This is a genomic window from uncultured Cardiobacterium sp., from assembly GCF_938028185.1.
GTDB lineage: Bacteria > Pseudomonadota > Gammaproteobacteria > Cardiobacteriales > Cardiobacteriaceae > Cardiobacterium.
Genome location: NZ_CALJAH010000225.1, coordinates 1 through 4,657, shown reverse-complemented (window position 1 = coordinate 4,657; position 4,657 = coordinate 1). Strand labels below are relative to the sequence as shown.

Below are 4,657 nucleotides of genomic sequence, written 5' to 3'. Positions count from 1 at the left end.
CAGGCCGAGCTGCCGGGGATATAGCAAATTCATTTCATCCGTGAGAACGAGATACAGAAAAACTTGGCTTGACGGAAATGCGATGTCGCTTTAATATTTTTTTACCTCTTTTATGAACATTTAAATCTCCTTATGAATCGTGTCTTCCTTGGACACTTTTTTGCGTTGAGAACGTGTAAATAATTCATTGCCTTCATTCAGGCAAAGAAAAACCCGGCTTGCGCCGGGTAACAATCAGAAAAGGATGTCGCAAACGATATTTGGTGTGCCGAAACGGCGTTCCCAATCACACGCCTGTTGTTCAAACGCATGAAACACAACGTTACTCTCTTCCGGTAACAGCACGATTTCTTTGATGCACTTGCCAAATAACTCGCACTTATTGCCAAAACGCACAGCAAAATAACGGCCACTTGCAGGATTACGGAACAGGCAGGCTGTACCGGACACGGCCAGGCAAATTTCCGTTTTCTGACACAACGTCTCAATTCTGCGAATTAGCTTTAGGGGCTCAAGATCAGCAGAAAGGTCAACGATGCCATAGCTCGGTATTGCCGATTCATTGCCGATAATACTGACCAGGAAATAACCCAAATCAGGCTGGTTCATAAAGACATGATAATCACCATGCAGGAAACGTACATGCTCGATGCCGTCACCACGCAAATAGTGGATCTGTTCGGGCTGTTTACGCCATTGTAGCGCCTGCGCATGCCAGACACTCCTGCCACCCGAAACAGGGCGGCAAGGGAATTAACCGGTCGGTTCTTTCGGACACACGGTCACGGCGATTCTCAACCAGGATATAGGAGCGGTTGCGTAAGCGTAACAGCGAGACCCGTTCACCCAACGAACGGACAACGTCAATCTTGCTGCGGAGAGTATCAATCATGACACACCTCTGCACGATAACAAGCCAAGGAGATGGGGAGGTACGCCATTCTGGCCGTCATCTCAATCTCTCGCCAGCGTTCGGCATCATATCCGGTCCAGGAAAGTGCATTGAGTTCCGAATAGCTTTTTCGGTCGAGAAAGTCAATCAACCGAACCAACCAATTGCGAATGTTCTCAAGGCATTCTTGCTGTGATGGTTGTTGGCCTTCCCGTGTTTTATACCTTACTGCTTTGATCAAGGATTCTGGTGAGGACCAGGTAATCCAGTCGTCGTTTTCTGCGGCCAGATAGCTAACCAGTTTCTTTTGGGCAAAGAAATGGGTTATGGCGACATTCAACTTCAGGTATTCTTTTTTCAGTTGATGCCCATTATAAGAAGATACCATGTGATAATCACCGAAAATTCTGCCGGTGATTTCGATACCATTTCTCTTCCAAGAAAAGTAATCCACGTCATAATCCCAGCGGACATGGGCATGGGGCGAATTTAGCAGGGTAATAAAGTCAAACTGGTGCCAGAAAGCTGGCATTTTGTTTGAAATCAGAGTGCTCATAAGATTCTCCTGTAAATTGAGATAAAAAAAACAGGAGAAACTTACCCGTACAGGGGATGTTTCCCCTGCGGGTTGAAGAAGCTGTCGTGGCAGCAGATTGAAAAGATGCCAACGCCATGATGGCTGGACGCAGGATGTTGGCATGGCGTCCGTGTGATGCACCTTGAGCAAGTGCGGCTATGCAGGCATTGCAGCAAAGATGTAAAAGTTTGTCAATACGCTGTTATGGGCGCGCTTCCCTGCTATGCCAGATGCGTAAAATATAGATATCGTCGTTTTGGATTTCGTAGCGAATTTCGTAAGCATCAACCAGCAGACGGCGGACTTCGCGCGGGTAAAAGCGAAACAGCTGTTCACCAATACGCGGATGTTCCAGCAGCATTTGCGGCGCGCGCACCAATTTTTGCACAACCTTTGCCGCTGCCTTGGGATTATGCGGCAGGATGAAATCGTACAAACGCTGTACATCATCCAGCGCCTCAACTGCCCAATGCAATTGCATCAGCGCGGCAGCGGTTGCGGGGTTTCGCTGTCCAGACTGTCCGCCCAGGCCAGTACCCGTCCATGTGGTACCACCTTGCCTTCTTCCACGGAAAGCATGGCATCCTGTGTCAGACGGTCGCGGGCTTCTTCCTCGGCAATCCAGTTGGCGAGTGCCTGCTTGATTACCCAGGCTCGGGTGTGTTCCAGTTGTTCTGCCATCTGGTCAATGCGGTCAGCCAGTGAGAGTGGAATGTGGGCGGTAAAGACTTTAGTCGGTTCTGACATGATGCTCCGGTCGAAAGTGATGTTTCCAAAATCATATTATCGCATCAGGTGAGTTGCAACCGCCCTTGCAACACTATCTACTATAAGCATACATAAACATATCACTGGGTGATTATTTCTTGCCGCCTTGATGTTTCATTAGGGTATACCCCAATGAAACACCTTTTTTGTGCCGCAAAACGATTTATGAGATAACCTATACTAAACCGGTAAAACGAAACCACCTATATGAGACCACCTGCCATAAAGATGGACAAATAATGGAGGAACCATGAACTTCGTGTACGCCTATCTGCGCGCCAGCACCTCGGAGCAGGATGCCAACCGGGCACGCAAACAACTGGATCAGTTCGTCGCTGATCATGGGCAGCGCATCGCCGCCTATTTTGTTGAAAACATCTCTGGTGCAACCTTGCACCGGCCGGAGCTCATGCGACTGCTCGACACAGCCAAACCCGGCGATACCCTGTTGGTGGAGAGTATCGACCGCCTGAGCCGTCTGGCGAATGAGGATTGGGAGAAACTGAAGCGGATGATTTCCGAGAACGGCATCAACATCGTTGCCATCGATCTGCCAACGACCTACATGGTGCTTGGCAACGACGAGCTGACTTCGTCCATCATGCGTGCCATCAACGTGCTGATCATCGACATCCTAGCGGCGATAGCACGCAAGGATTATGTGATGCGCCGCCAGCGACAAGCACAGGGAATTTCTAAAGGCAGGAAGGAAGGAAAGTATCGGGGACGACAACCAAACACGGAAAAACACAACGCCATTGTCGAAATGCTACGACACGGTATCAGCTATTCCGCCATAGAGCGGGCAATCGGCGTCTCGCGCGCGACAATCGCGCGGGTCAGAAATGCAAACAAAGATATTCTGGATCAGCCGGATATGTTTCCGGCGCGTGGCAATAATAGCAGCGCAAAAATGCGTTCTGCCCAAGGTTAAAGGTGCGGCATGAGTACTATTGCCAAACGGTTTAGCGATGAATATCACCAGATAGTGATATTGCCTGCTCAATATTACTTCGATGCTGAGGATGTTCTGAATCAACCGAAGCGAGAATGGTGACATTATCCTTTCACCCCGTCCCAAAGATTGGCAGAGTTTTCTCGCGCTGGAACCCCTGGATGCAGATCTGTCCCGTATTAAAGATGACGAATAATACCAGCATGACGATACAGCTTTATCACGGTAGTAACATTGAAGTAAAACAACCTGAAATCCTACCTGCTCTACGGGCGCTGGATTTTGGTGCAGGTTTCTATTTAACCAGTAATTATCAACAGGCTGAACGGTGGGCAAAAGTGGTAGCCCGTCGGCGGGCAAGCACACAGGCAATTGTCAATTGCTACAAGTTAGACAGAAACAAACTAAGGGATTTGAATATTCTGCACTTTGCTCATGCAGATGAAGACTGGCTTGAATTTGTGGTAGCCAACCGGGCAGGTCGTGCTATCAGTGCTTATGATTTGGTGATTGGACCGGTTGCCAACGATGCAACCCTTCCCGTTATTGATGACTACATGGATGGAAAATATACCCGTGAAGAGGCTATCAAAAGATTGCTGCCACAACGGCTAACTGACCAATATGCCTTCCTCACGCCTGCTGCACTGGAGCAGCTCATTTTTATGGAGAGTCATATTTTATGAGCAGAGTAAGCGCAAGAACCTTGGATTTCTTTGACCGAACCATTATAGGAAAAATTATTGAAAAATACGGGCTGGACGAGAAAGAAGCCTTGAGAAGATTTATCAAGTCAAAAACCTACAAAATACTTACCCAACCAGAGTTGGCATTTGATAAGGGAAGTCCATTGATCGTTTTTGAACTGTGGGAATGTGAACAAATAACGGGAGATCCAGAAAATTCCCTGTACATCCGGGCGGAGTATTAAACCATGACAACGGAATATCTGAGCAAAGAAATGAAGTTTTTTATTTACCTGCTCGAGCGCTATGCTGAATCACGAGACACTACGGCAGACGCTGTGCTGGAACAGTGGGATGAGTTGGGCGTGGCAGAGTTAATTTTTGATATGTACGATTTGTATCATGTTGAAAAGCTGGAAAATGCTTTTACAGATATAGACGACCTTGTTGCGGAAAAACGTAATGTGGCAATGCTCTGAGCGGCAAGCTTCATTTATCCACTTCTCCCGCCCAGCCAGTTTTTATTGCTTCCTGAGTTGGATTTTAGTGAATAGAAAAAATGTTATAATTTGTTATCTTTAATATTGTTATTCGTTTTCTTCGTCTGACTCATGCTAAATTATTGAGTTTCAACATGCAGAATATTTTGAGGCCTTTCTGCAAAATCGTCAAAATAGTATGCTAAGTCAAAAAATGAGATGCTCTCTATTTCTGAAAGACGGATAACAATACGGAATTCTTCTAACTTTTGCATATCTTTCGGCGAAAGAGAATTTGTA

The 4,657-nt window shown here is 46.9% G+C and carries 8 protein-coding genes; 4 read left to right on the top strand and 4 right to left on the bottom strand.

Annotation, left to right across the window (positions count from 1 at the left end):
* Positions 1 to 234: 234 nt before the first annotated feature.
* The 4 genes from Q0349_RS06570 to Q0349_RS06555 all read right to left on the bottom strand — a co-directional run bounded on the left by Q0349_RS06570 (position 235) and on the right by Q0349_RS06555 (position 2,216).
* Positions 235 to 666 carry a hypothetical protein gene (locus Q0349_RS06570; RefSeq protein WP_298080079.1) on the bottom strand — a complete coding sequence of 144 codons (432 nt, stop codon included), beginning with the start codon at positions 664 to 666 and terminating at the stop codon, positions 235 to 237.
* A gap of 218 nt (positions 667 to 884) precedes the next feature.
* A complete protein-coding gene (locus tag Q0349_RS06565; RefSeq protein ID WP_298080078.1) occupies positions 885 to 1,448 on the bottom strand; it encodes a hypothetical protein in 564 nt (187 codons plus the stop codon).
* Between the two features lie 223 nt (positions 1,449 to 1,671).
* Positions 1,672 to 1,950 (bottom strand): type II toxin-antitoxin system RelE/ParE family toxin, encoded by a 279-nt coding sequence (locus Q0349_RS06560; RefSeq protein WP_298080077.1) that lies wholly within the window; start codon positions 1,948 to 1,950, stop codon positions 1,672 to 1,674.
* Positions 1,950 to 2,216 (bottom strand): CopG family ribbon-helix-helix protein, encoded by a 267-nt coding sequence (locus tag Q0349_RS06555; protein WP_298080076.1) that lies wholly within the window; start codon positions 2,214 to 2,216, stop codon positions 1,950 to 1,952. The genes Q0349_RS06560 and Q0349_RS06555 overlap by 1 nt, the downstream gene beginning before the upstream one ends.
* Before the next feature lie 271 nt (positions 2,217 to 2,487).
* Here Q0349_RS06555 and Q0349_RS06550 point away from each other — a divergent pair, with 271 nt between their 5' ends.
* The 4 genes from Q0349_RS06550 (at position 2,488) to Q0349_RS06535 (ending at position 4,357) form a co-directional block, all read left to right on the top strand.
* Positions 2,488 to 3,171 (top strand): recombinase family protein, encoded by a 684-nt coding sequence (locus Q0349_RS06550; protein WP_298080075.1) that lies wholly within the window; start codon positions 2,488 to 2,490, stop codon positions 3,169 to 3,171.
* A 182-nt stretch (positions 3,172 to 3,353) separates the two neighbouring features.
* Positions 3,354 to 3,878 (top strand): DUF3990 domain-containing protein, encoded by a 525-nt coding sequence (locus tag Q0349_RS06545; RefSeq protein ID WP_298080074.1) that lies wholly within the window; start codon positions 3,354 to 3,356, stop codon positions 3,876 to 3,878.
* Entirely contained in the window at positions 3,875 to 4,123 is a 249-nt protein-coding gene (locus Q0349_RS06540; RefSeq protein ID WP_298080073.1) for a hypothetical protein, read from the top strand. Before Q0349_RS06545 ends, Q0349_RS06540 begins: the two co-directional genes overlap by 4 nt.
* A gap of 3 nt (positions 4,124 to 4,126) precedes the next feature.
* Positions 4,127 to 4,357: a DUF3791 domain-containing protein gene (locus Q0349_RS06535; RefSeq protein ID WP_298080072.1), complete on the top strand. Its 231-nt coding sequence runs from the start codon at positions 4,127 to 4,129 to the stop codon at positions 4,355 to 4,357.
* The last annotated feature ends 300 nt before the right edge of the window (positions 4,358 to 4,657 follow it).